Source organism: Citrobacter youngae, from assembly GCF_003818115.1.
Classification (GTDB): Bacteria; Pseudomonadota; Gammaproteobacteria; order Enterobacterales; family Enterobacteriaceae; genus Citrobacter; species Citrobacter youngae.
On record NZ_RPOI01000016.1, the window covers coordinates 140,386 to 166,945 of the forward strand.

23 protein-coding genes and 1 pseudogene are annotated in these 26,560 nt (G+C 52.2%); 9 read left to right on the forward strand and 15 right to left on the reverse strand.

All coding sequences use genetic code 11. The features are described from left to right. Nucleotides 1-232 precede the first annotated feature (232 nt). The 5 genes and pseudogenes from putP to phoH all read left to right on the forward strand — a co-directional run bounded on the left by putP (nucleotide 233) and on the right by phoH (nucleotide 6,571). Nucleotides 233-1,740 (forward strand): annotated as a pseudogene (gene putP / locus EHN13_RS13765) (sodium/proline symporter PutP). A 213-nt stretch (nucleotides 1,741-1,953) separates the two neighbouring features. After that, on the forward strand, nucleotides 1,954-2,787 hold the full coding sequence (gene efeU, locus EHN13_RS13770) for an iron uptake transporter permease EfeU (RefSeq protein WP_124021572.1): 834 nt from the start codon (nucleotides 1,954-1,956) through the stop codon (nucleotides 2,785-2,787). A 58-nt stretch (nucleotides 2,788-2,845) separates the two neighbouring features. After that, nucleotides 2,846-3,973, forward strand: a complete 1,128-nt coding sequence (gene efeO, locus EHN13_RS13775; protein WP_124021573.1) for an iron uptake system protein EfeO — start codon at nucleotides 2,846-2,848, stop codon at nucleotides 3,971-3,973. A gap of 5 nt (nucleotides 3,974-3,978) precedes the next feature. After that, nucleotides 3,979-5,262 carry an iron uptake transporter deferrochelatase/peroxidase subunit gene (efeB, locus tag EHN13_RS13780; RefSeq protein WP_048212075.1) on the forward strand — a complete coding sequence of 428 codons (1,284 nt, stop codon included), beginning with the start codon at nucleotides 3,979-3,981 and terminating at the stop codon, nucleotides 5,260-5,262. 520 nt (nucleotides 5,263-5,782) lie between these two features. After that, nucleotides 5,783-6,571, forward strand: coding sequence for a phosphate starvation-inducible protein PhoH (gene phoH, locus EHN13_RS13785; protein ID WP_005122110.1), 789 nt, complete (start codon nucleotides 5,783-5,785; stop codon nucleotides 6,569-6,571). 177 nt (nucleotides 6,572-6,748) lie between these two features. On the opposite strand, the gene artJ is transcribed toward phoH, so the two are convergent. From artJ to EHN13_RS13815, 6 genes are all read right to left on the reverse strand, one after another. Beyond that, complete coding sequence (gene artJ, locus EHN13_RS13790) at nucleotides 6,749-7,480, reverse strand: arginine ABC transporter substrate-binding protein ArtJ (protein ID WP_124021574.1); 732 nt, start codon at nucleotides 7,478-7,480, stop codon at nucleotides 6,749-6,751. Between the two features lie 180 nt (nucleotides 7,481-7,660). Then, on the reverse strand, nucleotides 7,661-8,329 hold the full coding sequence (gene artM / locus EHN13_RS13795; protein ID WP_048212073.1) for an arginine ABC transporter permease ArtM: 669 nt from the start codon (nucleotides 8,327-8,329) through the stop codon (nucleotides 7,661-7,663). Further along, the gene (gene artQ / locus EHN13_RS13800) at nucleotides 8,329-9,045 is read right to left on the reverse strand and encodes an arginine ABC transporter permease ArtQ (protein WP_040231854.1); all 717 of its coding nucleotides are present in this window, start codon (nucleotides 9,043-9,045) and stop codon (nucleotides 8,329-8,331) included. Before artQ ends, artM begins: the two co-directional genes overlap by 1 nt. 6 nt (nucleotides 9,046-9,051) lie before the next feature. Next, a complete protein-coding gene (artI, locus tag EHN13_RS13805) occupies nucleotides 9,052-9,783 on the reverse strand; it encodes an arginine ABC transporter substrate-binding protein ArtI (protein ID WP_048212071.1) in 732 nt (243 codons plus the stop codon). Between the two features lie 16 nt (nucleotides 9,784-9,799). Beyond that, entirely contained in the window at nucleotides 9,800-10,528 is a 729-nt protein-coding gene (gene artP / locus EHN13_RS13810) for an arginine ABC transporter ATP-binding protein ArtP (protein WP_003027295.1), read from the reverse strand. Between the two features lie 224 nt (nucleotides 10,529-10,752). Then, on the reverse strand, nucleotides 10,753-11,268 hold the full coding sequence (locus EHN13_RS13815; RefSeq protein ID WP_115643593.1) for a lipoprotein: 516 nt from the start codon (nucleotides 11,266-11,268) through the stop codon (nucleotides 10,753-10,755). 251 nt (nucleotides 11,269-11,519) lie between these two features. Between EHN13_RS13815 and EHN13_RS13820 the strand changes: the two genes are divergently transcribed. Together EHN13_RS13820 and EHN13_RS13825 are read left to right on the forward strand one after the other, a co-directional pair. Beyond that, nucleotides 11,520-11,843, forward strand: a complete 324-nt coding sequence (locus tag EHN13_RS13820; RefSeq protein WP_001160725.1) for a heavy metal-binding domain-containing protein — start codon at nucleotides 11,520-11,522, stop codon at nucleotides 11,841-11,843. Beyond that, nucleotides 11,840-12,670, forward strand: coding sequence for an N-acetylmuramoyl-L-alanine amidase (locus EHN13_RS13825; RefSeq protein WP_124021575.1), 831 nt, complete (start codon nucleotides 11,840-11,842; stop codon nucleotides 12,668-12,670). Before EHN13_RS13820 ends, EHN13_RS13825 begins: the two co-directional genes overlap by 4 nt. 105 nt (nucleotides 12,671-12,775) lie before the next feature. Here EHN13_RS13825 and EHN13_RS13830 read toward each other — a convergent pair whose 3' ends face one another. The 4 genes from EHN13_RS13830 to poxB all read right to left on the reverse strand — a co-directional run bounded on the left by EHN13_RS13830 (nucleotide 12,776) and on the right by poxB (nucleotide 18,203). Then, the gene (locus tag EHN13_RS13830) at nucleotides 12,776-13,789 is read right to left on the reverse strand and encodes an NAD-dependent epimerase/dehydratase family protein (RefSeq protein WP_115643591.1); all 1,014 of its coding nucleotides are present in this window, start codon (nucleotides 13,787-13,789) and stop codon (nucleotides 12,776-12,778) included. 97 nt (nucleotides 13,790-13,886) lie between these two features. Continuing rightward, nucleotides 13,887-15,317 (reverse strand): SDR family oxidoreductase, encoded by a 1,431-nt coding sequence (locus tag EHN13_RS13835; protein ID WP_124021576.1) that lies wholly within the window; start codon nucleotides 15,315-15,317, stop codon nucleotides 13,887-13,889. Nucleotides 15,318-15,327: 10 nt separating this feature from the next. Beyond that, nucleotides 15,328-16,329 (reverse strand): low-specificity L-threonine aldolase, encoded by a 1,002-nt coding sequence (gene ltaE, locus EHN13_RS13840; protein WP_048212067.1) that lies wholly within the window; start codon nucleotides 16,327-16,329, stop codon nucleotides 15,328-15,330. Nucleotides 16,330-16,484: 155 nt separating this feature from the next. Continuing rightward, nucleotides 16,485-18,203, reverse strand: coding sequence for a ubiquinone-dependent pyruvate dehydrogenase (poxB, locus tag EHN13_RS13845; protein WP_124021577.1), 1,719 nt, complete (start codon nucleotides 18,201-18,203; stop codon nucleotides 16,485-16,487). Between the two features lie 153 nt (nucleotides 18,204-18,356). Here poxB and EHN13_RS13850 point away from each other — a divergent pair, with 153 nt between their 5' ends. Continuing rightward, the gene (locus EHN13_RS13850) at nucleotides 18,357-18,791 is read left to right on the forward strand and encodes a DoxX family protein (RefSeq protein ID WP_048212065.1); all 435 of its coding nucleotides are present in this window, start codon (nucleotides 18,357-18,359) and stop codon (nucleotides 18,789-18,791) included. An 87-nt stretch (nucleotides 18,792-18,878) separates the two neighbouring features. Here the strand turns inward: EHN13_RS13850 and hcr are convergent, their stop codons facing one another. The 4 genes from hcr to aqpZ form a co-directional block, all read right to left on the reverse strand. After that, nucleotides 18,879-19,847: an NADH oxidoreductase gene (hcr, locus tag EHN13_RS13855; RefSeq protein ID WP_124021578.1), complete on the reverse strand. Its 969-nt coding sequence runs from the start codon at nucleotides 19,845-19,847 to the stop codon at nucleotides 18,879-18,881. Between the two features lie 10 nt (nucleotides 19,848-19,857). Beyond that, on the reverse strand, nucleotides 19,858-21,510 hold the full coding sequence (gene hcp, locus EHN13_RS13860) for a hydroxylamine reductase (RefSeq protein ID WP_048212063.1): 1,653 nt from the start codon (nucleotides 21,508-21,510) through the stop codon (nucleotides 19,858-19,860). A 155-nt stretch (nucleotides 21,511-21,665) separates the two neighbouring features. Next, nucleotides 21,666-22,565 carry a LysO family transporter gene (locus EHN13_RS13865; RefSeq protein WP_101741491.1) on the reverse strand — a complete coding sequence of 300 codons (900 nt, stop codon included), beginning with the start codon at nucleotides 22,563-22,565 and terminating at the stop codon, nucleotides 21,666-21,668. 268 nt (nucleotides 22,566-22,833) lie between these two features. Beyond that, nucleotides 22,834-23,529, reverse strand: a complete 696-nt coding sequence (gene aqpZ, locus EHN13_RS13870) for an aquaporin Z (RefSeq protein ID WP_048212061.1) — start codon at nucleotides 23,527-23,529, stop codon at nucleotides 22,834-22,836. Nucleotides 23,530-23,893: 364 nt separating this feature from the next. On the opposite strand from aqpZ, the gene EHN13_RS13875 reads away from it, so the two are divergent. Then, nucleotides 23,894-25,552 carry an ATP-dependent endonuclease gene (locus tag EHN13_RS13875; RefSeq protein ID WP_048212060.1) on the forward strand — a complete coding sequence of 553 codons (1,659 nt, stop codon included), beginning with the start codon at nucleotides 23,894-23,896 and terminating at the stop codon, nucleotides 25,550-25,552. On the opposite strand, the gene EHN13_RS13880 is transcribed toward EHN13_RS13875, so the two are convergent. Continuing rightward, a complete protein-coding gene (locus tag EHN13_RS13880) occupies nucleotides 25,549-26,499 on the reverse strand; it encodes a VirK/YbjX family protein (protein ID WP_048212059.1) in 951 nt (316 codons plus the stop codon). The two genes, EHN13_RS13875 and EHN13_RS13880, sit on opposite strands and share 4 nt — an antisense overlap. Between the last annotated feature and the right edge of the window lie 61 nt (nucleotides 26,500-26,560).

Genomic DNA, 26,560 nt, shown 5'->3' on the forward strand with positions numbered 1-26,560 from the left:
ACACTTTTAAAAGGTGCAACCGAAAAAAATGTGAGAGAGTGCAACCTACAGAAAAATGCTATCTACTCTGGATCAAATTTGATGTAAATGGTGTGTTAAATCGATTGTGAATAACCATCGCTTCCGGCAGGATACGGTCGCCCTGGTCAACATAGATATCTTTGCCACGTTCCGGCAGGGTAATAAAACGGCAAGCCACGGCATTGCTGATACATAATTTTGGAGAGTTTTGATGGCTATTAGCACACCGATGTTAGTGACATTCTGTGTCTATATTTTCGGCATGATATTGATAGGGTTTATTGCTTGGCGTTCGACCAAAAACTTTGACGATTATATTCTGGGTGGACGCAGTCTGGGTCCGTTCGTAACGGCGTTGTCCGCCGGGGCATCTGACATGAGCGGCTGGCTGCTGATGGGGCTGCCTGGCGCGATTTTCCTGTCGGGGATTTCAGAAAGTTGGATCGCTATCGGTCTGGTATTAGGGGCATGGATTAACTGGAAACTGGTGGCCGGGCGTTTACGTGTACACACCGAATACAATAACAACGCGCTGACGTTACCGGATTACTTTACCGGTCGCTTTGAAGATAAAAGCCGAATTCTACGTATTATCTCCGCGCTGGTTATTCTGCTGTTTTTCACCATCTATTGTGCTTCAGGGATTGTGGCAGGGGCGCGTCTGTTTGAAAGCACCTTTGTATGAGCTACGAAACCGCGCTGTGGGCGGGCGCGGCCGCGACGATCATTTACACCTTTATCGGTGGTTTCCTGGCAGTAAGCTGGACCGATACCGTCCAGGCCAGCCTGATGATCTTCGCCCTGATCCTGACGCCGGTGATGGTTATTATTGGCGTGGGTGGGTTTGATGATTCGCTGGAAGTGATTAAACAAAAGAGCATTGAGAACGTGGATATGTTCAAAGGGCTTAACTTTGTTGCCATCATTTCCCTGATGGGATGGGGACTGGGCTATTTCGGTCAGCCGCATATTCTGGCGCGCTTTATGGCGGCAGATTCTCACCATAGCATTGTCCACGCACGTCGCATTAGTATGACCTGGATGATTCTGTGTCTGGCTGGCGCGGTTGCCGTTGGGTTCTTCGGCATTGCTTACTTCAATAACAACCCGTCGTTGGCGGGTGCCGTGAACCAGAACGCCGAGCGTGTGTTTATTGAACTGGCGCAGATCCTGTTCAATCCATGGATTGCCGGTATTCTGTTGTCTGCGATCCTTGCGGCGGTGATGTCGACGCTGAGCTGCCAACTGCTGGTATGCTCCAGTGCGATTACCGAAGATTTGTACAAAGCGTTCCTGCGTAAAAATGCCAGCCAGAAAGAGCTGGTATGGATTGGGCGTATCATGGTGCTGGTCGTGGCGCTGGTGTCCATCGCGCTGGCGGCAAACCCGGAGAACCGTGTGCTCGGCCTGGTGAGCTACGCCTGGGCTGGCTTTGGTGCTGCCTTTGGTCCGGTTGTTCTGTTCTCCGTAATGTGGTCGCGTATGACCCGTAACGGCGCACTGGCAGGGATGGTCATTGGTGCAGTGACGGTTATCGTCTGGAAGCAGTTTGCCTGGTTGGGCCTGTATGAAATCATCCCGGGCTTCGTGTTCGGCAGCATCGGGATTGTGGTCTTCAGTCTGTGGGGGAAAGCGCCATCAGCAGCAATGCAGAAACGTTTTGCCGAGGCTGATGCGCATTATCATTCAGCACCGCCGTCGCGTTTGCAGGAAGAATAATCAGCCTCTGTCCTCAAGCCCGCCGTGTGCGGGCTTTTTTATTGACCCGGTCGTAAAACCGTCATAACCGTTACCTACCTAACCTTTTACATTCAGTCATCATTCTCAAAACATTCTGCTTGAGTTTTTCTTTGCTGTAATGATAATCACTATCACTGTAATTTACTTTTCTTTGCATCAGTTGACTGAGAATAACGTTAAAGGGTACTTCGCATGTTTGTTCCATTTCTAATTATGTTGCGCGAAGGGTTAGAGGCCGCGCTGATTGTCAGCCTGATTGCCAGCTACCTGAAACGGACTCAGCGTGGTCGATGGATTGGTGTGATGTGGATTGGTGTTCTGCTGGCGGCGGCGTTATGCCTGGCGTTAGGGATTTTCATCAACGAAACCACCGGTGAATTTCCGCAAAAAGAACAGGAGCTGTTTGAAGGCATCGTGGCGCTCATTGCCGTGGTGATCCTCACCTGGATGGTTTTCTGGATGCGTAAAGTTTCCCGCAACGTCAAAGTCCAGCTTGAACAGGCTGTCGATAACGCGTTGCAACGCGGTAATCATCACGGCTGGGCGCTGGTGATGATGGTCTTTTTTGCCGTTGCCCGTGAAGGGCTGGAGTCTGTCTTCTTCCTGTTGGCGGCATTTCAGCAGGATGTGGGTATTTGGCCACCGCTAGGTGCGATGCTGGGACTGGCTACCGCGGTGGTACTGGGTTATCTGATTTATCTCGGCGGGATTCGCCTTAATCTCGGGGCTTTCTTTAAATGGACCAGCCTGTTCATTTTGTTGGTTGCCGCAGGTCTTGCTGCGGGGGCCATTCGTGCATTCCACGAAGCCGGGTTATGGAATCATTTCCAGGACGTGGCGTTTGATATGAGCAGCGTTCTGTCAACGCATTCGCTGTTTGGCACATTGATGGAAGGGATCTTCGGTTATCAGGAAGCGCCAAGCGTCAGTGAAGTTGCTGTCTGGTTTATCTATCTGATTCCGGCATTGATTATGTTTGCACTACCGCCGCGTTCAGGCACTACGGCATCGCGTACCGCACCTTGATAAAAACGCGATGCAGAATACTTTTTAGTTACAACATACTTATTTATAGGGATAGGTTATGACGTTTAATTTTCGCCGTAGTGCGCTGCAGTTGGGTATTGCCGCGCTGTTTGCATCCGCTTTTTCTGCACAAGCCGCCGATATCCCGCAGGTAAAAGTCACGGTTAACGACAAACAGTGTGAACCGATGACGATCACGGTTAACGCCGGGAAAACGCAGTTCATCATCCAGAACCACAGCCAGAAAGCGCTGGAGTGGGAAATTCTTAAAGGCGTTATGGTGGTTGAAGAGCGCGAAAACATTGCGCCCGGTTTTAGCCAGAAAATGACGGCTAACCTGCAGCCGGGTGAATATGATATGACCTGCGGTCTGTTGACTAACCCGAAAGGTAAACTGATCGTAAAAGGTAGCGCAACGGCGGATGCTGCGCAAAGCGACGCTCTGCTGAGCCTGAGTGGTGCAATTACTGAATACAAAGCCTATGTAACGGCAGAAACCGCGCAACTGGTGACAGGCACGAAAGCCTTCACGGATGCCATTAAAGCAGGCGATCTGGAGAAAGCCAAATCGCTGTATGCGCCAACCCGTCAGCATTATGAGCGTATTGAACCGATTGCTGAACTGTTCTCCGATCTCGACGGCAGCATCGATGCGCGTGAAGACGATTACGAGCAAAAAGCCGCCGATCCAAAATTCACCGGCTTCCACCGTCTGGAGAAAGCGCTGTTTGGCGACAATACCACTAAAGGTATGGACAAGTACGCCGACCAATTAAACAGTGATGTTCTTGACCTGCAAACGCGTATTAGCGAGCTGGCTTTCCCACCGTCTAAAGTGGTTGGCGGAGCAGCAGGGCTGATTGAAGAAGTTGCTGCCAGCAAAATCAGTGGGGAAGAAGATCGCTACAGCCATACCGATCTGTGGGATTTCCAGGCTAACGTCGATGGCGCGCAGAAAATTGTCGATCTCCTGCGTCCTCAATTACAAAAATCCAATGCTGAACTGCTGGCGAAGGTGGATGCGAACTTCAAAAAAGTCGATACCATTCTGAGCAAGTACCGTACCAAAGACGGTTTTGAAACCTATGACAAACTGACCGATGCCGATCGCAATGCGCTGAAAGGGCCAATCACGACGCTGGCGGAAGACTTGTCGCAATTACGCGGTGTTCTGGGTCTGGATTAAGCACTATGCAGCAAGATAATGAAAACGGCGTGAGCGAACCGTCACGCCGACGTTTACTGAAAGGGATGGGCGCCCTGGGTGGGGCGCTGGCGCTGGCGGGTGGATGCCCGGTCGCTCACGCGCAAAAAACGCAAAGCGCGCCGGGAACACTGTCACCTGATGCACGCAGTGAACAACAACCGTTTTATGGCCAGCACCAGGCCGGGATCCTGACGCCGCAGCAAGCCTCAATGATGCTGGTGGCGTTCGATGTGCTCGCCAGTGATAAAGCTGATCTTGAGCGTCTGTTTCGTTTACTAACCAGCCGGTTTGCGTTTCTAACCACCGGTGGGCCGGCACCAGAAACGCCGAATCCACGTTTACCGCCAATGGATTCCGGTATTCTTGGGGCATACATAGCGCCGGATAATCTGACGATGACGCTGTCGGTTGGATCTTCACTGTTTGATGATCGCTATGGTCTGAAAGCACAGATGCCGAAAAAACTGCAAAAAATGACGCGTTTTCCGAATGACTCACTGGATGCTGCGTTATGTCATGGCGATTTGCTGTTGCAGATTTGCGCCAACACGCAGGACACCGTTATCCATGCGCTGCGCGATATCATTAAGCACACGCCTGATCTGCTCAGCGTGCGCTGGAAGCGGGAAGGGTTTATTTCCGACCACGCCGCACGCAGTAAAGGTAAAGAGACACCTGTCAATTTGCTGGGATTTAAGGATGGAACCGCGAATCCCGACGCAGCCAATGCAACGCTGATGCAAAACGTGGTGTGGGTCACTGCGGAGCAGGGGGAACCGGCATGGGCACAAGATGGTAGCTATCAGGCCGTCAGGCTCATCCAGTTCCGCGTGGAATTCTGGGACCGTACGCCGCTTAAAGAGCAGCAAACGATTTTCGGCCGCGATAAACATACCGGCGCACCGCTGGGTATGCAGCACGAGCATGATGTGCCGGATTACGCCAACGATCCCGAAGGCGAGGTAATTGCACTCGACAGCCATATCCGTCTGGCAAATCCGCGCACCAAAGAGACTGACTCCAGTTTGATGATGCGCCGTGGCTACAGCTATTCGCTCGGCGTGACCAATTCTGGTCAACTGGATATGGGACTGTTGTTTGTTTGCTATCAGCACGACCTGGAAAAAGGGTTTTTGACGGTGCAAAAACGCCTGAACGGTGAAGCGCTTGAGGAGTATGTCAAACCTATTGGTGGGGGATACTTCTTTGCCTTGCCGGGCGTCAAAACTGCAGACCATTATCTGGGACAGGCCCTGCTCGAAGCATGATGATTGTGCCCCGCAGTGCGGCGGGGCATTTCCTGACACTCTGATGAATGAAAAAATTATTTTTCATGATCGGCGGCGACTGAAATAATTCTGTCATCTCTCTGCAAGAGACTGTTGCTGGCGATAAGATGAAATTAAGTTAACAATAAGTAAAAATATTGTTGCATTAACGAAGGGTTATGATGTAATTATAAGTAATAGCGGTAGTTCCCGGCGGTGATAGTCGTTCACTATGGAGATCGCGAATGGAAAAGTCCTGTACTGGACATGTTTTTCAACGTTATTGCAGTCCCTTACGCGGACGTTTCTCTTCCGGTAGCCATCTCGTCACCGTTAAATCTCTCTCCCTTTCACTTCTTATCCTTGTAACTGACACCCTGTACGGTGCGCGTAGCCGTGTATGGCGTCTTATCCGAAGGCAGGCAATGGCTTACAAGGAAGCCAACCCTCAGATGTTCGTGCGCATAATCGTGCCGCCAACGGCGCGTGTGATGTATACCTACAACTCAAGGTGCTATCCATGGGAAGACAAAAAGCAGTGATCAAAGCTCGTCGCGAAGCAAAACGTGTGCTGAGGCGGGATTCGCGTAGCCATAAACAGCGCGAAGATGAATCGGTCACCTCGCTTGTGCAGATGGGCGGCGTAGAAGCGATTGGTATGGCGCGTGATAGCCGCGACGCCACACCGATCACGGCGCGAAATGAAGCTCAGGCGCACTACCTGAATGCTATCGAGAGCAAGCAGCTGATCTTCGCCACCGGTGAAGCCGGGTGTGGTAAAACCTGGATCAGCGCGGCGAAAGCAGCAGAAGCCCTGATCCACAAAGATGTGGACAGGATCATTGTAACCCGTCCAGTTCTGCAAGCTGATGAAGACCTCGGCTTCTTACCTGGGGATGTCTCCGAGAAGTTCGCTCCCTATTTTCGTCCGGTTTATGACGTGCTGGTAAAACGTCTGGGAGCCTCCTTTATGCAATATTGCCTGCGACCTGAGATTGGTAAGGTAGAAATCGCGCCGTTCGCGTATATGCGGGGACGTACATTTGAAAATGCTGTTGTTATTCTGGATGAGGCTCAGAATGTGACTGCTGCGCAAATGAAGATGTTTTTGACTCGCCTCGGAGAGAATGTGACGGTGATTGTGAATGGGGATATTACCCAGTGCGATCTCCCCGCTCATGTTCGTTCAGGGCTAAGCGATGCGCTGGCCCGTTTCGAAGAAGATGACATGATTGGGATCGTTCGATTCAACAAAGATGATTGCGTTCGCTCGGCACTGTGTCAGCGGACGCTCAATGCTTACAATTGATCTGTTTTGCGTCTTCAAGGCCCGGGAAACCGGGCTTTGTTTTTTGTACCCCTATGAGCACAACGGACTGATGGCGTGGCCAACATTGTTGGTGAGGTCAGGTGTTCACGTTGTATCCCGCATGGGAAAATAGCTATAAAAAAGCCGCTGGCCGCGGCTTTTTAAATAAAACTGAGGTTACTGTGGGAACCACTGGTCACTGATTTTCTGGTACGTGCCGTCCGCTTTGATGGCGGCCAGCGCAATGTTCAGTTTTTCCAGCAGTGCTTTGTTATCCGGGCGAACAGCAATGCCAAGACCCGTACCAAAGTATTGCGGATCGGTGACTTTTGCCGTTGCAGTACCTAACTGTGGATTAGTTTTCAGCCACTCATTGACGACGGCAGTGTCGCCAAATACGCCATCAATACGGCCATTTTTCAGGTCGATAATCGCATTCTGATAGCTGTCGTAGGCCACGGTTTTTACTTCAGGATGTTTGTCCTGCAGGTATTTCTGGTGCGTGGTGCCGTTTTCCATCCCAATACGTTTGCCTTTCAGATCATCAAAGCTTTTATAGGTGTCTTTCTTCGCAATTACCAGCGCTGAGTTGGCATAGTACGGCTGGGTGAAGGAAACCTGCTTGCTACGTTCAGGCGTGATGTCCATGCCGGAAATCACCGCATCATATTTTTTGAATTTCAGCGCGGGGATCAGGCTGTCAAAAGCGTGATTGGTGAAAGTACAGTCAGCCTGCATTTGTTTGCACAGCGCCGTCGCCAGATCGATGTCAAAACCGACAATTTTATTGCTGGCGTCCAGCGACTCAAATGGCGGGTAAGTCGCTGATACACCGAAATTAATTTTATCTGCAGCTGAGGCGCCAGCGGCGAAAGTAGCAAGTAATGCGGCCAGTACTAACTTTTTCATGGTGGAACTCCCGTCTGTCAATCTTATGATTATTTACCGTGTCTGCGGCGTGGATTAACAATGCCATTTAATGAATTTGTATGCAATAAAAATGATTAAATATTTTTATTGGCATAAAAAAAGACGGGCAATTGTGACACTTGCCCGTCTTGTGTTTTTCAGTTTATGCAGTTATTCGGCTTAATTACGCTGTTCAAACGCCAGCGCTTTACGTTCGATTAAGCGCATCATCAGCGTCAGCAAGCCGTTGACGATCAGGTAAATCACGCCGGCTGCGCCGAAAACCATCACGTCATAAGTACGACCGTACAGCAGCTGGCTATAACCCATGACTTCCATCAGGGTGATGGTGTAAGCCAGTGAGGTACTTTTAAATACCAGCACCACTTCGTTGGAATATGAGGAGAGGGCGCGTTTAAAGGCGTACGGCAGCAGAATGGCCAGCGTATCCTTCTTGCTCATCCCCAGCGCACCACAGGACTGCCACTGGCCTTCCGGGATTGCTCGAATCGCACCGTAAAACAGTTGCGTGGTATAGGCCGCACTGTTTAAGGACAGCGCGATTAACGCGCACAGCCACGGTTCTGACAGCAAATGCCAGAGCACCGGATATTCCTGCAGCGCAGGGAACTGCCCTGGTCCGTAGTAGATCAGGAAAATTTGCACCAGCAGCGGTGTACCGGTAAACAACGTGATATAGGCGCGAACCAGCCAGACCACAATCGGCGTCTTAAGCGTCAGGATGACAGTGAAAATCAGCGCCAGCACCAGAGCAACTACGATGGAGGCGACCGTCAGCGTCAGGCTGGTATGCAGCCCTTTCAACAATTCAGGTAAATACTCAAGCATCAGCCCGGTCTCCGCTCAAAACGTGTCGCGCGCAGGTCAATGCGTTTGAGAATGTACTGACTCACCAGTGTAATCACCAGGTAAATAGCGGCCGCCACAATGTACCAGGTAAAGGGTTCCTGGGTACGGGTAGCGATGCTCTTGGTTTGCAGCATCAGATCGTTCACGCTGATAAGGCTGACCAGCGCGGTATCTTTCAGCAATACCAGCCACTGGTTACCGAGCCCCGGCAGCGCGTGACGCCACATTTGCGGCATCACCAGGCGAAAGAAAATCGCGGTTTTAGATAAACCCAGCGCCTGGCCTGATTCCCATTGCCCGAGTGGTACGGCTTTCAGCGCGCCACGCAGCGTTTGCGACGCGTAAGCGGCATACAGCAATGACAGTGCAATGACACCGCACAGGAACGGGCTGACGTCGAAGTTTTCGATCTGCATCTGCACCGGAATTTGTACAAATCCGAGATTGATCGTAAAGCCATCGGCCAGCGTCAGCAGCAACTGTGAGGAGCCGAAATAGATAAACAGAACCACCAGAATTTCTGGTAACCCGCGCAGAATGGTGACCAGCGCTGAACCTGCCCATGCCACTGGACGCCATTTTACGGACTCCCAGACGGCAAAAAACATGGCGAGCGCGAGGCCGATGATCAGCGCACAAACGGCAAGGCCGACGGTCATCCCGGCGGCGCTTGCTAAAGGAAAAAATTCATTCATCAAATATTACTTCTGGAACCATTTGTTGTAGATGGTCTCGTAAGTCCCATCTTTCTTCACTTTTTCCAGCGCAGCGTTAAATTTCTGCTGCAGCTCGGTATTACCCTGGCGCACAGCAATGCCCAGACCGGTACCGAAGTAATCTTTATCCGTGACTTTGTCGCCAACCGCGGCCAGTTTCGGATTGTCTTTCAGCCATTCCGTTACTACTGCGGTATCACCAAAGACGCCGTCAATACGACCGTTTTGCAGATCGAGTTTGGCATTCTGATAACTGTCATACGGCACGGTAGTCACTTCCGGATGTTTATCCATGATGAATTTCTGGTGCGTAGTACCGTTTTGAACACCGACTTTTTTGCCTTTCAGCTGCTCAATGCTGGTGTATTTACCCTGTTGGCCAACAAACAGCGCAGAGTTGTCGTAATACGGGGTGGTGAACAGAACCTGTTTTTCACGTTCAGGAGTGATGTCCATACCGGCCATCACCGCGTCAAAACGACGGAATTTCAGGCTCGGGATCAGGCTGTCGAAGGCCTGATTGGTGAAGGTACATGTGGCGTCAATCTCTTTACATAGCGCATTCGCCAGATCAACGTCAAAGCCTACGATCTTGTTGTTAGCATCGATCGATTCAAATGGAGGATAAGACGCTTCGGTGGCGAAACGAATGGTTTGGGCTGCGGTAGCGGAAAGGCTAAAACCTGCGATTAGCGCGGCAATCAGAACTTTTTTCATTGTATTGTCCCGAATCTTAGTGAGAAAGATAGTTTTTAAACGCTTCGGTTTGCGGGTTGGCAAAGCAGCTCGCATCCCCAAACTCGACGATATGACCGTTTTCCATGTACACCACGCGACTGGCCGTTTTACGAGCAACTTCCACTTCGTGGGTGACGATCACCTGAGTAATATTGGTTTCTGCCAGCTCACGAATGATGCTGACGATTTGGGCGGTAATTTCCGGATCAAGCGCTGCGGTAGGCTCATCAAACAGCAGCACCTGTGGCTCCATCATCAATGCGCGGGCAATAGCCACACGCTGCTGCTGGCCGCCGGAGAGATGCAGCGGATAGCGATCGCTGTATGGCTTCAGGCGCAGACGTTCCAGCAGTTTCTCGGCGCGCGCCATCGCTTGCTCTTTTGTCAGACCCAGTACGCGGCAGGGCGCTTCAATCAGGTTCTGCACCACCGTGAGATGCGGCCAAAGATTATATTGCTGAAAGACCATGCCCACGTTTTGACGCAGATCCCGAATGGCTTTATCTGACGGGGTTTTCGTGAAGTCGAAACGGTTACCCGCAATAGAGAGCGTGCCCGAGCGCGGCATCTCAAGCAGGTTGAGTACGCGCAGTAGCGAGCTTTTCCCGGCTCCACTTGGGCCAAGTAACACCAGTGTTTCACCCTGAGGGCAATCCAGCGTGATATCGAACAGCGCCTGATGTGCGCCGTAGAAGCAGTTAATGCCGTTTAATTGAATACTCATTGACACTCGATACTGGCAGTCTGATAGCTATTGAAGCCGCAGATACTACCTTTGACAGAATAGTTATGCAATATTTATGCGTTAAAAGTTAAATGCAAACCGCATTCTTATCTAAACATAGCACAAAATAGCGGGGCTACCAGTGGGCAAGAATAATTGTCGGCATTCTATGCAGAATGCCAGACAATTTAAGGGGTTTATGATTTTGACGGTGAATGGGGCGGTTAGCGGTTTTCGACAGACTGGCGCAGCGTCCCGGCTGGCGCGTGTACGCTGCCGCCCAGATAACGCACATCATCGATCACCCAGCACTGGCCTTCGCGGATCATTAGCACTTCATCGCGCCAGCTCTGATCGCCTTGTTTGAGTTCGACGCGCAGCGGAATATTGCGTGCATCGCTATTCGGAATGGTTGATGCGCTGGCGACGCTGGCGCTATCTGGTAATGTGGCACGACTGGAGAACGGATCGCTGTTAAACAGAGCGCGATGCGCGTTATCACGGCTGGCATCGTTCAGCAGTTTAGCCAGGTTGTCGCTGAGGTATGGGCGCAGGGCGGTAAGATCGTTGTTTCGATGCTGAATACGGTAATCATAGAATTGTTGAGCCACGCTGTCTGGCCCGCCTTCTACGCATGAACCGCTACGCGTGCCGTTATCTTTATAGACCGGCGTCACGGTAGTACAGGCGCTGAGAAGGAGTGCACAGGGAACCAGCAGAGAGAGTTTCGAGTAGCGCATAATGATTTCCTTATTAGCTTTCTACTATTAGTATTCTACGTTGATATACACGTCATACTTCAAGTTGCATGTGCGTTGGCTACGTGCGTTCACCCCAGTCACATAGTTATCTATGCTCCTGGGGATTCACTCTCTTGCCGCCTTCCTGCAACTCGAATTATTTTGTGTATAGAATATATCCTTTCAATGATAGTGGATCGGTTCGATAATGCTTTTGAGATCGTGCTCTTAGCGCAAAAAGGAGATTAACCATGCAGTTTTCGACTACCCCTACGCTGGAAGGGCAGAGCATCGTGGAATACTGCGGTGTTGTTACTGGCGAAGCCATTTTAGGCGCGAACATTTTCCGCGATTTTTTCGCCGGCATTCGCGATATTGTCGGCGGTCGCTCCGGCGCGTATGAAAAAGAGCTGCGTAAAGCGCGTGAAATTGCTTTCCAGGAGCTGGGTGAACAGGCCAAAGCGCTGGGTGCTGATGCGGTGGTCGGTATTGATATTGATTACGAAACCGTGGGCAAAGACGGCAGTATGCTGATGGTGAGCGTCAGCGGCACGGCGGTGAAAACCCGCCGATGAAGCGTCTGTTGTGTCTGCTGGCATTTACGCTGTTGCTGGTGGGATGTGCTGGCGAAAAAGGGATTGTCGACAAAGGCGGGTATCAGTTAGATACCCGCCGTCAGGCGCAGGCTGCTTACCCGCGCATTAAAGTACTGGTTATCCATTACACGGCCGATGATTTTGACTCTTCTCTGGCTACGCTGACCGATAAAAACGTCAGCTCGCACTATCTGATCCCGGCTGTGCCGCCGCTCTACCACGGCAAACCTCGTATCTGGCAACTGGTGCCGGAAAAAGATCTGGCCTGGCATGCGGGGATTAGCTTCTGGCGTGGCGCTACGCGTATTAACGATACCTCGATTGGCATTGAGCTGGAAAACCGCGGCTGGCAAAAATCGGCAGGGATAAAATATTTTGCGCCGTTTGAGCCCGCGCAGATTCAGGCGCTGATCCCATTGGCGAAAGATATTATCGCCCGCTACGACATCAAACCGCAGAACGTGGTAGCCCATGCGGACATCGCGCCGCAACGTAAGGACGATCCTGGACCGCTTTTCCCATGGAAAGTGCTGGCCGAACAGGGAATTGGCGCGTGGCCGGATGCTCAGCGCGTGGCATTTTATCTTGCCGGGCGAGCGCCTCATACGCCGGTAGCAACCGAATCTTTACTCGATCTGCTGTCGCGCTACGGCTATGAGGTAAAATCTGACATGACGCCGCGTGAACAGCAGCGGGTGATTATGGCGTTCCAGATGCACTTCCGCCCGACGTTGTGGAACGGCGTGGCGGACGCAGAAACTCAGGCGATTGCTGAAGCGTTACTGGAAAAATATGGGCAGGGCTAACGCAGAACACCAATGCCTGATGGCGCTTCGCTTATCAGGCCTACGGCTAATTTAGGCTGGATTTTGTAGGCCGGATAAGGCGCTTGCGCCGCCATCCGGCAATGGTTAACGCGGCAGCTTACCGTGGTCGCGCAGCCAGGCCGCGGTACGTTCAATCCCTGCATCCAGCGTCACAATGGGCTGATAACCCAACTCTTCCTGAGCGCGGGTAGTATCCAGCGTAAAATCAAAATTCAGCTTCGAGACGCCGTAATGCGTCAGCTTTGGCTCTTTTGCCGATTTATTGCCCAAACGCTCCATGCTGCGGGCAATCATGTCCAGCATCGGGTAGGGAACGGAGCGGATCCGACAATCAATATTCAGCTCGTCGATGAGCTTCTGCACAATGCTGCGCAGAGTGCGATGCTCGCCGTTGGTAATGTTGTACGCGCGACCTGAAGGCAGCTTATCGCAGGCTTGCTGACTTGCCAGCCACATCGCGTGCACTGCATTTTCGTAGTAGGTCATATCTACCAGCGCACTTCCGCCGTGCGGCAACAGGATGCTGCCATAGTGGTACATCATATGGGCCAGGCGCGGAATAAAGACCTTATCGTGTGGCCCGAACAGGCTTTGCGGACGCAATACCGTAAAACGCGTCTGCGGGTTGGCCTGCGCCAGCAACGCGATCACGTCTTCGCCAGCTGCTTTGCTGCGGGCAAATTCATTGGCGAAGCGGTGCGGACGAAAGTCCTCTTTGATATCGCGATGGTGGTGATAATCAAAATAGAGCGACGGCGAGGAGATATGAATGAAGTTACGCACGCCCCAGGCCACGGCCCACTCGCCCAGACGGCGAGTTGCGCGAACGTTAGCCAGATCGAAGGCTTCCTGAGTTCCCCACGGTGAGGTAAAACTGGAGCAGTGCCACAGCGTGTCGATGCCGGCAAGCATCACTTTTGCCTGCGAAGAAACCAGCTCGGTCAAATCGGCATGCACAAATTCTGCGCCCATTTTCTCCAGCAGCTTGCCCATCGCTTCGTTGCGACCGGTGGCTCTGACGCTGACGCCTCTGCTGCATAAAAACTCAACCGCGTTTCGGCCTAAGCCGCTGGTGGCTCCGGTAACCAGTACCTTCATATCAATCCACTGTGTTTAAAAAACGTCGTGCGCATTCTTCCGTGAATTACGTCTGTATGCAATGGGAAACATGAAAGAATACAGTCTCTTTTTCGCATTAGTCTGTGATTTGTTCTGCAAGTTTGGCAATACGCTTCGCCATCCCTCTGAAAATGAACAGGTGGGCGGGGATCATCAACAGCCAGTAGAAGAGGCCAGGCATACCGTGCGGATGCCACCAGGCGCGTACATCAATGCGTCGATGATCGCCTTTATCTTCCAGTGTGAAGCTCAGGCGACCCAATCCCGGCGCTTTCATCCCAAACAGCAGCGTCAGCTGTTTCTCCGGCTCAACGATGATGACTTTCCAGCTATCAACGGTGTCGCCAACTTGCAACAGTGGGTGTTCGGGACGACCTTTTGCCAGCTTATGGCCGACCAGCAGGTCCAACGCCGCGCGCGTCTTCCATAGAATATTGCCAAAAAAATAGCCCTCTTTGCCGCCGAGCCGGTTCACTACCTGCCACAGCGCTTTTTTGCTGGCGGAGGTTTCGACGCTAAAGCCAGCCTGTTTGGCGAAATAGCCATATTCTGGACGCCAGCGGGCAAACGCCTGCGCGTCGTAACCCCAGTCGCTGGAGTTGACCAGCTTCTCTTCTTCCTTCAACGTGCTGCGCACCGCGTCATCAAAGGCAATCAGCTTTTGCGGGATCAGCGCACGTAGTTCGGTGTCATCGGCCAGCAGGTCGTGTTTTAAGCCCTGGATCAGCGCTTTGGCCGTGGTTGGCGGCACTGACGTAATGACGTTTAAAAACCAGACCGAAATCCAGCGGGTAGGGAAGGGGATGGGGATGAGCAGGCGATGTTTACCGCTGACCGCCATAAAATGTTCGAACTGCTCCTGATAGCTCAACACCTGCGGGCCGGCGGCTTCGAGTATGCGGTGATGTTGTGTAGGATGTTCCAACAACGCCACCAGGTAGTACATCAAATTCTCCAGCGCGATAGGCGTGGTACGTGAGCGCACCCAGCGCGGAGGGGTGAGAACCGGCAGGTTGTAAACCATATCGCGCATTACTTCAAAGGCAGCGGAACCTGCCCCCACGATAATGCCCGCACGCAATTCCGTCATTGGCACGCCTGATTCACGCAGAGTATCTGCGGTTATCTGTCGCGCACGCAGATGATCGGATTGTTCATGCCGGGGAGCCTGTAATGAGCTCAGGAAAATAAGCTGTTTGACCGGTGTATTACGCAGCGCATCGCGCACGTTCATCGCCACCTGACGTTCGTGGGCGATAAAATCACCGCCTTCACCCATGCCATGGACCAGGTAATAAACCGTATCAACGCCGGTCAGCAACGGCGTAAGGTTATCTGGCCAGTTTAAATCGACCTTATGGCAACTGACGTGGGCCAGTTGCTGCTTTTCCAGCCGTTCAATGCGGCGTGCCGCAGCCAGCACCTGATGCCCTTGCTGGCTGAGCGCCTGTACCAGATGCTGACCAATGTAACCACTGGCGCCAAGAACCAAAATCCGTTGCGGCACGCCCATCTCCTTAGCGGGTTAAAAAAGCGCGCCAGTGGGCGACGACTTCGGTAAGTTGTTCACGCGATACGTCCAGATGCATCACCAGGCGCACAATCGGCGAGGCGTTAATCAGCACGCCTTGTGCTTTCATGTATTCGCCCAGCGCGGCAGCGTGCTCTTCGCCAACGCGAACAAACAGCATGTTGGTGTCGTGGCGCATGACGTCCGCCCCTGCTTCGCGCAGTTGCTCCGCCATCCAGGCGGCGTTGTCATGGTCTTCCTGCAAACGCGCCACGTTATTTTTCAGCGCATACAGTCCGGCCGCCGCCAGAATACCCGCCTGGCGCATTCCGCCGCCGGTCATTTTGCGCCAGCGAATGGCACGCTTGATGTACTCGTGGCTGCCGACCAGCAGCGAGCCTACCGGCGTTCCCAGACCTTTGGAAAGACAAATGGTGAACGAGTCGCAGTATTGCGTGACATCTTTAAGCTCACAGCCATAGGCGACGATGGCGTTAAAAATACGCGCGCCGTCGACGTGCAGGGCAAGATTGCGCTCCCGGGTGAATTCCCAGGCCTCTTTCAGATACTCGCGTGGCAGCACTTTGCCGTTATGCGTGTTTTCCAGGCTGAGCAGACGGGTGCGGGCAAAATGGATATCGTCTGCTTTGATTTTTGCTGCAACTTTGTCCAGCGGCAGGGAGCCATCCGGAGCGGCATCAATGGGTTGCGGTTGAATGCTACCAAGCACCGCTGCGCCACCCGCTTCGTAGAGATAGTTATGCGCGCCCTGACCGGCGATATACTCTTCGCCGCGCTGACAATGGCTGAGCAGGGCCACCAGGTTCGCCTGAGTGCCGGTAGGTAAGAAAATTGCGGCTTCTTTGCCAGAAAGCTCGGCTGCGTATTGCTGGAGGGCATTAACGGTAGGGTCATCACCGTAGACGTCGTCCCCGACCGGGGCGGCCATCATCTCTTCGAGCATGGCGCGACTGGGTCGGGTGACGGTATCACTGCGTAAATCAATCATGGTATCTCCTTATTACACTTCATCCTTCAAGCTGCCTCGGCGTTGGCCTCACCCTCAAACCCCAGTCACATAGTATTCCTATGCTCCTGGGGATTTTCGGGCTTGCCGCCTTGATGCATCATGAATGATTTTGTGTGTGGTTTAATAAGGATGTTTTACCTGAGCCAGTTAGTTTTCGCCAGTTCGATCACTTCATCACCGCGTCCGCTGATGATTGCGCGCAGCATATACAGGCTAAAACCTTTGGCTTGTTCGAGCTTGATCTGCGGCGGGATTGCCAGCTCTTCTTTCGCCACAACGACATCGACCAGAACCGGACCATCGATTGACATGGCGCGTTGCAGCGCCTCATCAACCTCTAAGGATTTCTCCACGCGAATGCCCGTGATGCCACAGGCCTCGGCAATCCGCGCGAAATTCGTGTCGTGCAGTTCGGTGCCGTCGGTCAGATAACCGCCAGCCTTCATCTCCATCGCCACAAATCCCAGCACGCTGTTGTTGAAGACAATAATCTTCACCGGTAACTTCATTTGCACAACCGACAGAAAATCGCCCATCAGCATGCTAAAGCCGCCGTCACCGCACATGGCGACGACCTGGCGTCCCGGTTCGGTCGCTTGTGCGCCGAGCGCCTGCGGCATGGCATTGGCCATCGACCCATGGTTAAAGGATCCAATCAGGCGGCGTTTGCCGTTCATTTTCAGATAGCGTGCCGCCCAAACCGTTGGCGTGCCCACGTCGCAGGTGAAGATGGCGTCGTCAGCGGCAAAGTGGCTGATTTGCTGTGCCAGATACTGCGGGTGAATGGCTTTATCACTGGGTTTGGCTAAATCATCCAGCCCTTTACGCGCCTCGCGATAGTGTTCCAGCGCTTTATCCAGGAACTGTCGCTCGGTTTTTTCTTCCACCAACGGTAGCAGGGCGCGGAGGGTGGATTTAATATCGCCTACCAGCGCCATATCCACTTTGCTGTGTGCGCCAATGCTTGCGGGATTGATATCAATCTGAATAATTTTGGCATCAGAGGGGTAGAACGGGCGATAGGGGAACTGGGTGCCGAGCAAAACCAGCGTGTCGGCATTCATCATGGTATGGAAGCCGGATGAAAAGCCAATTAACCCGGTCATACCCACGTCGTACGGGTTGTCGTACTCAACATGCTCTTTCCCACGCAGAGCGTGAACAATCGGGGCTTTGATTTTAGCCGCAAACTCAACCAGTTCTTTATGCGCACCGGCGCAGCCGCTGCCGCACATCAGGGCGATATTGCTGGAGTAGCGCAGCAGTTGCGCCAGTTTTCTCAGCTCTTCTTCTTCCGGGGTAACTACCGGGAGCGGCGCATGATACCAGTGCGTGGTGGCGCTTTCAGGGGCGGGCTTCAGCGCCACGTCGCCGGGTAATACCACCACGGAGACGCCACGGTTGAGCACCGCTTTACGCATAGCTATAGCCAGCACCTGGGGGATCTGCTCAGGGCTGGAAACCAGCTCGCAATAGTGGCTACATTCGCGGAACAACTCCTGCGGGTGGGTCTCCTGAAAATAACCACTGCCTATCTCACTGGAGGGAATATGCGCGGCAATCGCCAGCACCGGGACATGGTTGCGGTGGCAATCAAACAGGCCGTTAATCAGGTGCAGGTTTCCCGGTCCGCATGAGCCGGCACAGACGGCCAGCTCACCGGTCAGTTGGGCTTCTGCGCCTGCGGCAAAAGCGGCAACCTCTTCATGGCGGGTTGGCATCCAGTCAATCGTGCCCATACGATTCAGACTGTCACTAAGGCCATTGAGCGAGTCTCCCGTCACACCCCAAATACGTTTAACGCCAGCTTGTTCGAGTGTTTTAGCAATAAAAGCGGCAACCGTTTGTTTCATGGTTTTCCTTCTCCTCTAATGTGATACCGGTTACAAGTTTAGATGAAGATAATCGTTATGCTTCTCATTACCCCTTATTTCCGGCAGGTTTCATTTAATCTGTATTAAGCGTAGTTTGTTAATTGCACATGGTGAAACAAGGAATAAATTCAAATGGTTATAAAACTATTAAATACAGTTAACCGGGTACTGGCTCACGAAGATTTTGGCAAGTTTTTGTTACGCCTTGCTGTCGGTGGACTGATGCTGTTTCATGGGCTGCATAAACTGTTCGCGGGTATTGATGGCATCAGCGGCATGCTGATAGCGAAAGGTTTCCCGGGCTTTATTGCGTACGGCGTTCTGCTGGGAGAGGTTGTAGCGCCGTGTCTGATTATTCTTGGGATCCTGACACGCCCGGCGGCATTAGGGCTGGCGTTTACGATGGTTGTGGCATGGCTGATGGTCGGGATGGGCGAAACCTGGACACTGGATAAAACCGGTGCATGGGCGATTGAAAGTCTGGTGTACTTTTTTGTTGGCGCGATGGCGGTGGCGTTCCTGGGCGCGGGAAAATATGCCCTGGGCGGCAATTCAGCCTGGCGGTGATAAATGACCGGATGACGGTATTAATACTCCGTCCGGCCTACAACGGTTCTTGTAGGCCGGATAAGTATGCCATCCGGCAATGACTCTTTACGCAAGTACCAGATCACCCTGCGGATGACAGGAACAAGCCAGAACGTAACCTTCCGCAATTTCCGCATCGGTCAGCGTCATGGTGCTGCTGACCGTGTAGTTACCGTCAACCACTTTGGTTTTGCAGCAGCCGCAAACGCCTGCACGGCATGCGGCAACGACCGGAACCTTGTTGCTTTCCAGTGCTTCCAGTAGCGTCGTGCCCACCGGCGCATAGAACTCTTGTGCGGGTTGCAGCTTGGTGAATTTCAGACCACTGGTGGCGGCTTCGGCAACAGGTGTGAAGAACTGCTCTTTAAAGAAGCGTGTTACGCCAAGCGCTTTCACTTCTTTTTCGACCAGATCCATATACGGTGCCGGGCCACAGGTCATCACGGTACGCGAGGTCAGATCCGGGACGTTCTTCAGCAGTTCGGTGGTCAGTCGGCCGGAAACAAAACCCTGAGTGGCATTGTTTTCAGCGACTAATGTCACCGGATATTCACGCCATTCATCGGCAAAGATGACATCTTCTGGCGAGCGAACGTTGAAAATCACCTTCACGTCGGCTTGTGGACGGTACTTCGCCAACCAGCGACGCATCGACATGATTGGCGTTACGCCACAGCCGGCAGCCAGCATCAGGAACTTGTCTTCTGCTTTATCTTCACAGGTAAATTCACCCATGGCATCGGACAGCCAGATGTAGTCGCCGCGCTTCACGTCACGGGTCAGCCACTGCGAACCTGCACCCTCGTCAATGCGGCGGATGGTCAGCGTAATGTATTCGCTAACGCCCGGCGTTGAAGAAATGGTGTAAGCACGCAGCGTGTCCGCTGAATTACGTACGCTGACCAGTGCATACTGCCCGGCGCGGTACGGATAATAGTCGTGGCACAGCAACGAAATTGTCCATACATCCGGCGTTTCCTGATGGATGTGATGAACCTGCATCCGCCATGGGCACTGATGAGTTGGCATTGTCATTCTTTACTCCTTACGCGCTCAGCAGTTGCTTCATGTCTTCTTCAACGGTGGTCACGGAACGCAGACCAAATTTCTCGTTGAGAACTGCCAGCAGATCCGGTGTGAAGAAGCCAGGCGCAGTCGGGCCAGTGACGATGTTTTTCACGCCCAGCGACAGCAGGGTCAGCAGAATAACAATCGCTTTCTGTTCGAACCATGAGAGCACCAGAGACAGCGGCAGATCGTTCACGCCACAACCCAGTTTCTCCGCCAGCGTGACCGCCAGGATAATGGCAGAGTAGGCATCGTTACACTGACCGGCATCGACCAGACGCGGCAGACCTTCGATATCGCCGAATTCCAGTTTGTTGAAACGGTATTTACCACAGGCCAGAGTCAGGATCAGGCAGTCATCCGGTACGCTGGTGGCGAAATCGGTGAAGTAGTTACGTTCACCACGTGCGCCGTCGCAGCCGCCAACCAGGAAGATGTGACGCAGTTTTTCACGGCTCACCAGGTCAATCAGGGTATCAGCTGCACCCAGCAGCGTCTGACGACCGAAACCTACGGTGATCAGATGAGGAATTTCGCTGTACGGGAAGCCAGCCATCTGCTGCGCCTGAGCAATAACCGGACCGAAGTCATCACCTTCGAGGTGGCTCACACCCGGCCAACCGACGATGCTACGGGTCCAGATGCGGTCATCATATGCGCCAACGGTTGGGTCGATGATGCAGTTAGAGGTCATCACGATTGGGCCAGGGAAACGGGCGAATTCCACCTGCTGGTTCTGCCAGCCGCTGCCGTAGTTACCGATCAGATGTTTGAACTTACGTAGCTCAGGGTAGCCGTGTGCTGGCAGCATTTCACCGTGGGTATAGACGTTAACGCCGGTGCCTTCAGTCTGCTCAAGCAGGTTGTAGAGATCTTTTAGATCGTGGCCGGAGATCAGAATGCACTTCCCTTCGGTTGCTTTTACGTTGACCTGAGTTGGGGTCGGGTGACCGTATTTCGTGGTTTCACCGGCGTCCAGAATGCTCATCACTTTAAAGTTCATCTGGCCGATTTCCATTGAACACTCCAGCAGAGCATTCATATCGGAAGGCCAGGTACCCAGCCACGCCATGATTTTGTGGTACTGAGCGTAGATATCGTTGTCGTACTGGCCGAGAACGTGTGCGTGCTCCATGTAAGCTGCCGCACCTTTCAGACCGTACAGACACAGCAGACGCAGGCCGAGGATATTCTCGCCGATGGTCGCTTTGTCTTTGTTCGGAGTAAATTCAGCGGCCTGACGTTGCAGGTCGCCCAGATCGTCGCTGACCAGTTGCAGGTCGGCCATCGGGTTTTCAACAGTGGCGTTAGCATCAATGTTCAGGCATTGCGCTTTCAGTGCATCGCGCATGGCGATAGCTTCACGAGCATAGCCAACAATACGCGGGGAATCGAAGTTCACGTTGGTCAGCGTGGAGAAGAATGCACGCGGCGCAAAGTTATCAACCTCATGGTCGATGATGCCGTATTCACGTGCTTTAACAGCCCATGCAGACAGACCTTGTAGGGCAGCAATCAGCAGATCCTGCAGATCGGAGGTTTCAGCCGTTTTACCGCACATACCCTGCGCGTAAGAGCAGCCGTTTCCTGCCGGAGTACGGATGGTTTGTTCACATTGCACACAAAACATGGTCACACCTTTTAAAGTTATATTTGATATACATGTTTAAGGTTATGCCTGCGCGCGAAGGGATTAAAGGGATTTCTGCTACAACTTGCAGGGAGATTGATTTAGCGCAATTTTGGCGGTAGCTGACTACCGCCAGAGAGGTATTTGTCTGTGTATCAGGCGGAGAAAAAGGCCATCAACAGTGGCACTAACAGACTCAGAATAAAGCCGTGCACAATGGCTGCGGGAACCATCTCCAGACCGCCACTGCGTTGTAACACGGGCAGCGTGAAATCCATTGACGTCGCCCCGCAAAGACCCAATGCGGTTGAACGGCTGCGAACCACCAGTCCAGGGATCAGCATAATGGCAATCAACTCACGCGCCAGGTCGTTAAAGAAGGCGGCGCTGCCAATGACTGGACCGAATGATTCGGTCAACAGAATGCCTGACAGGGAATACCAGCCAAAACCCGATGCCATCGCCAGTGCTGTTTTCAACGGCAGGCCGAGGATCAGCGCATTGATGACGCCGCCCAGCAGAGAACTGGCCACCACGACCACGGCAACAATCATGCCCCGACGGTTCAGTACAATCTGCTTTAATGTCATACCGCTGTTTCGCAGTTGGATCCCGACCAGGAATAATAAAAAGATCAGCGTATATTCGCTGGCTTCGGTCGCGTGCTGCAACATCGACAATCCGCTAAGACCCAACAGAAAACCCAGCACCACGACGCCGCAAAGCTGTAGCGACTCAAGCGCCATCGCGATCCGGGAGGGGAGCTTCTCTTGCTGGTGGCTGTGTCGCCAGGGGAGTGAGCGCTCCAGCCACAGCAGCGCTGCGATATTACACAGCAGAATGACCGTCACACTAACGGCAGAATAATAAAGAATGGATAACAGATTACTGGCGAGATTATCCAGAAACGCCAGACTGATCCCCATAAAAAAGAGAATAAGGTAGACGATCCAACTCAACAGCCGATTGATAAGTTTTAATGCGGCTCTGTGTCGAAGCGGAATGAGGTAACCCACAATAAGGGGTACCAGAATGATTAACAGCCCTGAGAACATGAAACCCCGATCCTTGCTGAGAAGTAAGACGAAATGCACAACTATAACCTAAATAATTCAAGTTGCAGGAAGGCGGCAAGGGAGTGAATCCCCGGGAGCGTACATAAGTACGTAGCTGGGGGGAGCGAGCGCAGTCAACACATCTGCAACTTGAAGTATGACGGATATACACACTACTGAAAGCAAAGAGGGGAGTAAAGTTGCAAATAAAAGGAAATATAGCGAGGAAAAAAAGGCCTGACAATTCATCAGGCCTTGTTGTTAGCGATTAATCGCGTTTTTCCAGCAGGGTGCGGTAAATAAGACCGCCGACGATCCCGCCGATAATCGGCATAACCCAGAATAACCAAAGCTGTTGTAATGCCCAGCCACCCTGGAAGATAGCAACCGCAGTACTACGAGCGGGGTTTACGGATGTATTGGTGACCGGGATACTGATCAGGTGGATCAACGTTAATGCAAGACCGATGGCAATTGGCGCAAAACCTGCCGGAGCATGTTTATCGGTCGCACCGTGGATCACTAATAAGAAACCTGCGGTCAGGACGATTTCAATTACGATGGCAGAAAGCATGGAATACCCGCCAGGTGAATGCTCACCGTAACCGTTTGAGGCGAAGCCACTGGCTGCTGCATCAAAACCGGCTTTGCCGCTGGCAATAAGATAAAGTACTGCTGCTGCTACAATGCCGCCCACAACCTGAGCAATAACATAACCAATAACGTCTTTCGCCGGGAAGCGACCACCAGCCCATAAACCGAATGTCACTGCTGGGTTAAAATGGCCACCTGAAATATGACCCACAGCGAATGCCATGGTTAATACTGTCAGACCAAAGGCCAGGGCGACACCGGCAAACCCAATACCTAACTCCGGGAAAGCCGCGGCCAGAACGGCACTACCACACCCGCCAAAAACAAGCCAAAACGTGCCGAAGAATTCGGCTGCTAATTTCCTGAACATAACCACCTCAATTAAAAGTTCCGGGTTAGTTTTTCTATCCCGGTATTTCATCGCTAAAAGGGACGATGATTAAAACGCGCTTATTCTAGAAAAAAATCTCATCCCTTCGCCACTTAAATTAATAAAAAAATTTGATTTAAGGCAATGTGATGCGAATCCTTTTTGGAGTTCAGGTGAATAAAGCATAGTTCAGTTATCAGAAGTCTGATGATTGACGTCTGAAATTATATTCAAAAGTAATTTTTAAAGAGAATATTCTTAACTCTTTCGATTTATCTGCGGATGATATCGGGTGTTCTGAGCGCCCGCTTACCGTTATACTCCTGATAACTTGAAGGAAAAAGTGAGCATTTCCGGAGGCTATATGATTCTCGAACGCGTTGAGATTGTTGGGTTTCGTGGTATTAATCGGCTGTCGTTGATGCTGGAGCAAAACAACGTGCTGATTGGGGAAAACGCGTGGGGTAAGTCCAGCCTGCTGGATGCGTTAACCCTGCTGTTGTCGCCAGAGTCGGATTTGTACCACTTTAACCGCGAAGATTTCTGGTTCCCGCCGGGTGACATCCAGGGCCGGGAACATCATCTGCATATTGTCCTGACATTTCGTGAATCTCAACCGGGTCGCCATCGTGTGCGTCGATATCGCCCGTTAGAAGCGTGCTGGTCGCCGTGCCATGATAACTATCACCGTATATTTTATCGGCTGGAAGGCGAGTGCGCTGATGACGGCAGCGTCCTGACATTACGCAGTTTTCTTGATGGCGAAGGCCACCCATTACCCATCGACAATATTAACGATCAGGCGCGTCATCTGGTGCGTTTGATGCCAGTATTACGTTTACGTGATGCGCGTTTTATGCGGCGCATCCGTAATGGAACGGTGCCGGATTCCGCGGATGTTGAAGTGACTGCGCGTCAACTGGATTTTATGGCACGTGAGTTGGCCACCCGACCGCAGAATCTGACAGATGGGCAGATTCGCCAGGGGCTTTCGGCGATGGTTCAACTGCTGGAGCACTACTTTTCAGAACAAGGTTCCGGTCAATCCCGCTATCGTCTGATGCGCCGACGCTCCAACAACGAGCAACGCAGCTGGCGTTATCTGGATATTATCAACCGTATGATTGATAAACCCGGAGGGCGCACGCACCGTGTGATTCTGCTGGGACTGTTTTCTACGCTGTTACAGGCCAAAGGGTCGCTAAGACTGGATAAAGATGCTCGCCCGTTGCTACTGGTAGAGGATCCTGAAACGCGCTTACACCCCATTATGTTGTCTGTTGCCTGGCAGCTGTTGAATCTGCTTCCCCTACAGCGGGTGACGACGACCAACTCTGGTGAACTGTTATCGCTTACGCCCGTTGAACATGTGGTCCGTTTGGTTCGAGAATCTTCCCGCGTCGCGGCCTGGCGACTGGGACCGGGAGGACTAAATGCGGAAGATGGGCGGCGCATTGCCTTCCATATCCGTTTTAATCGGGCGTCTTCACTGTTTGCCCGTTGCTGGCTGTTGGTGGAGGGAGAAACAGAAACATGGGTCATTAACGAACTGGCTCGTCAGTGTGGGCATCACTTTGATGCCGAAGGGATTAAAGTCATTGAATTTGCCCAGTCAGGGCTTAAACCCCTGGTGAAGTTTGCCCGCCGGATGGGAATTGAGTGGCATGTGTTGGTCGATGGCGATGAGGCGGGGAAAAAGTATGCGGCCACGGTACGCAGCCTGCTGAACGATGACAAAGAGGAAGAGCGCGAGCATTTGACCATGTTACCTGCGCTGGATATGGAACACTTTATGTACCGCCAGGGGTTCTCGGACGTTTTTCATCGGGTGGCGCAAATACCGGAAAATGTGCCGATGAATATGCGGAAAATTATAGCGAAGGCGATCCATCGCTCGTCAAAACCGGATCTGGCGATTGAAGTGGCGATGGAAGCGGGGCGACGCGGTGTTGAAGCGGTGCCAACGTTGCTGCGGAAAATGTTCTCCCGCGTGCTGTGGTTAGCACGCGGGCGAGCGGATTAGCGGCGGAACATGACTGATAACTGCGAGTGGATACTGTCGAGTAACTGATAGCGGCGGCGATATTCCGCGCGCTTCTTACTGGCAATATCTGTTTCGCTTTTACGCGCCAGCGTACGCGGAATATGATAGTAGCCATTGCTGTCACATTCGCCGCCAACTGACTCCCAAAATGAATTGTAGTCAGAAAGAATAACCTTGTTTTTATCATGGTAACGCTGGCTGCGAAAAATATGCTGGTCATTGCTGACGGCCAGTACTTGTTCAATATTCAATTGTTCTGCAAAACGACAAATAGCTTCCATTACAATACGTTTAGGAAACAAACCATGGCATGATTTTGTCGCTTTTTGAATTTCTTCGTGCGGCATTAATCGGTTACCCCCCTGCAAGCCACCAATAAAAAGCGCGCTGCGCCCTTCATAGTTGCACAGGGTGAAGGTCATTTCTGCTAATGTCTCGCCCTCACTATTACGGACAAGAATGGTACTTTCACCTTCTTTATCCAGGGCAATAAATGATGACATTATAATGGTGTATATTGCGCTGTCTTTGCCTTCAATTTGTGCCAGTTGTAACCCATCGGCACTTAAATAATCATTAAATTCTGTCGATGAAAAAGCGTTGCGAATAACATTGTAATGAAAACGCACAGCATCGAGTTTTGTTTTACGGTCAAGGTTTACTGCGAGATACGCGCGATGCAGGCGAACCGGTATACGGGGTTGGATCGCGAGAATTTTTTCGAGATCCGGCCATTGCGCCAGCTCAGCCATCCATTCACGTGTTAATCGTGGCATCAGCAATGAGCGCCATACAAACTTACGGCGAAAGCTTCGTTGATGCCAAAATTTACCTGGCCGCCATTGTCCGGTTGTCAGACGACAAAAAAGACTAAAACTTGTGGCGGGTCTGGAAGAATGAAAAGTGCTTTCTGTTAGCTGGCTCATAATAACAATCCAATAGATACTCTGATACCAATTTCAGCACAGTGGACCTTAACGGTTCATC

What these genes read in the sequence shown, in the direction of transcription:
- artI (WP_048212071.1), bottom strand. Translation starts at nt 9,783, where the DNA reads ATGAAAAAAGTTCTGATTGCCGCGCTAATCGCAGGTTTTAGCCTTTCC.
- hcr (WP_124021578.1), bottom strand. Translation starts at nt 19,847, where the DNA reads ATGACAATGCCAACTCATCAGTGCCCATGGCGGATGCAGGTTCATCAC.
- aqpZ (WP_048212061.1), bottom strand. Translation starts at nt 23,529, where the DNA reads ATGTTCAGGAAATTAGCAGCCGAATTCTTCGGCACGTTTTGGCTTGTT.
- EHN13_RS13850 (WP_048212065.1), top strand. Translation starts at nt 18,357, where the DNA reads ATGGTTATAAAACTATTAAATACAGTTAACCGGGTACTGGCTCACGAA.
- artP (WP_003027295.1), bottom strand. Translation starts at nt 10,528, where the DNA reads ATGAGTATTCAATTAAACGGCATTAACTGCTTCTACGGCGCACATCAG.
- EHN13_RS13880 (WP_048212059.1), bottom strand. Translation starts at nt 26,499, where the DNA reads ATGAGCCAGCTAACAGAAAGCACTTTTCATTCTTCCAGACCCGCCACA.
- artJ (WP_124021574.1), bottom strand. Translation starts at nt 7,480, where the DNA reads ATGAAAAAGTTAGTACTGGCCGCATTACTTGCTACTTTCGCCGCTGGC.
- hcp (WP_048212063.1), bottom strand. Translation starts at nt 21,510, where the DNA reads ATGTTTTGTGTGCAATGTGAACAAACCATCCGTACTCCGGCAGGAAAC.
- efeO (WP_124021573.1), top strand. Translation starts at nt 2,846, where the DNA reads ATGACGTTTAATTTTCGCCGTAGTGCGCTGCAGTTGGGTATTGCCGCG.
- ltaE (WP_048212067.1), bottom strand. Translation starts at nt 16,329, where the DNA reads ATGATTGATTTACGCAGTGATACCGTCACCCGACCCAGTCGCGCCATG.
- efeU (WP_124021572.1), top strand. Translation starts at nt 1,954, where the DNA reads ATGTTTGTTCCATTTCTAATTATGTTGCGCGAAGGGTTAGAGGCCGCG.
- artM (WP_048212073.1), bottom strand. Translation starts at nt 8,329, where the DNA reads ATGCTTGAGTATTTACCTGAATTGTTGAAAGGGCTGCATACCAGCCTG.
- EHN13_RS13865 (WP_101741491.1), bottom strand. Translation starts at nt 22,565, where the DNA reads ATGTTCTCAGGGCTGTTAATCATTCTGGTACCCCTTATTGTGGGTTAC.
- phoH (WP_005122110.1), top strand. Translation starts at nt 5,783, where the DNA reads ATGGGAAGACAAAAAGCAGTGATCAAAGCTCGTCGCGAAGCAAAACGT.
- artQ (WP_040231854.1), bottom strand. Translation starts at nt 9,045, where the DNA reads ATGAATGAATTTTTTCCTTTAGCAAGCGCCGCCGGGATGACCGTCGGC.
- efeB (WP_048212075.1), top strand. Translation starts at nt 3,979, where the DNA reads ATGCAGCAAGATAATGAAAACGGCGTGAGCGAACCGTCACGCCGACGT.
- poxB (WP_124021577.1), bottom strand. Translation starts at nt 18,203, where the DNA reads ATGAAACAAACGGTTGCCGCTTTTATTGCTAAAACACTCGAACAAGCT.
- EHN13_RS13820 (WP_001160725.1), top strand. Translation starts at nt 11,520, where the DNA reads ATGCAGTTTTCGACTACCCCTACGCTGGAAGGGCAGAGCATCGTGGAA.
- EHN13_RS13815 (WP_115643593.1), bottom strand. Translation starts at nt 11,268, where the DNA reads ATGCGCTACTCGAAACTCTCTCTGCTGGTTCCCTGTGCACTCCTTCTC.
- EHN13_RS13825 (WP_124021575.1), top strand. Translation starts at nt 11,840, where the DNA reads ATGAAGCGTCTGTTGTGTCTGCTGGCATTTACGCTGTTGCTGGTGGGA.
- EHN13_RS13875 (WP_048212060.1), top strand. Translation starts at nt 23,894, where the DNA reads ATGATTCTCGAACGCGTTGAGATTGTTGGGTTTCGTGGTATTAATCGG.
- EHN13_RS13830 (WP_115643591.1), bottom strand. Translation starts at nt 13,789, where the DNA reads ATGAAGGTACTGGTTACCGGAGCCACCAGCGGCTTAGGCCGAAACGCG.